At 36.9% G+C, this 718-nt stretch carries 1 pseudogene; it reads left to right on the forward strand.

Annotation, left to right across the window (positions count from 1 at the left end):
- Positions 1 to 331 precede the first annotated feature (331 nt).
- A pseudogene (locus HMPREF9018_RS10625) lies at positions 332 to 718 on the forward strand (IS982 family transposase); the annotation flags it as partial.

Consider the following 718-nt stretch of genomic DNA (forward strand, 5'->3'; position numbering starts at 1 on the left):
GCTAATACAACTCTTCTTCCTCAGAATATTTCCAATGAGCACATTGTAGGTCTGAGTAATGCAATAGCTCAATATTCGTTGAATACTGTCAAGCTGTATTTTTAGATTGCCATTTTCCATTTTGCAATTTTCTATGGTGGGTACTGTTTACAAAGATAGGACATTCATTGGAGAAAAAGCCAAGAAAGGGAAACAAACAGAATAAAAGGGAAGAGTTGTCGTTAATTAACGTGAGTTCGACGAATTATATGTATATATGAATTTGGTGGTTAGCGAAATTTGTTGTAACTTTAAGGTGTTAACATTCAAATAATTACAAACAAAAATCGCCATGATCACCGAGAACAAAGTTATAGAAATATTTTGTATGGCAGATGACTTCTGCAAGTTTTTTGATGCAATGACGGCAAAATATACGCTAAAACCTACCGGAAAAAGAAAATATCATCGAAGTTCCACGATGTCAAAGGTCGAAGTCATGCTGATAATGATTCTTTTCCATGACTCAGGTTATCGCTGCTTCAAACATTTCTATCTTGAAAAAGTATGCAAGCATCTTCGCCATCTGTTTCCCAATGTTGTTTCTTATAACCGTTTAGTAGAATTGGAAAGGGAGGTAGCCGTACCCTTAACCTTGTTTATCAAGAAGGTCCTCTTGGGCAAATGCACGGGCATAAGCTTTGTTGACAGCACACCATTGCGTGTCTGTAAGAACCGG

It is taken from the genome of Prevotella amnii CRIS 21A-A, from assembly GCF_000177355.1.
Lineage (GTDB): Bacteria > Bacteroidota > Bacteroidia > Bacteroidales > Bacteroidaceae > Prevotella > Prevotella amnii.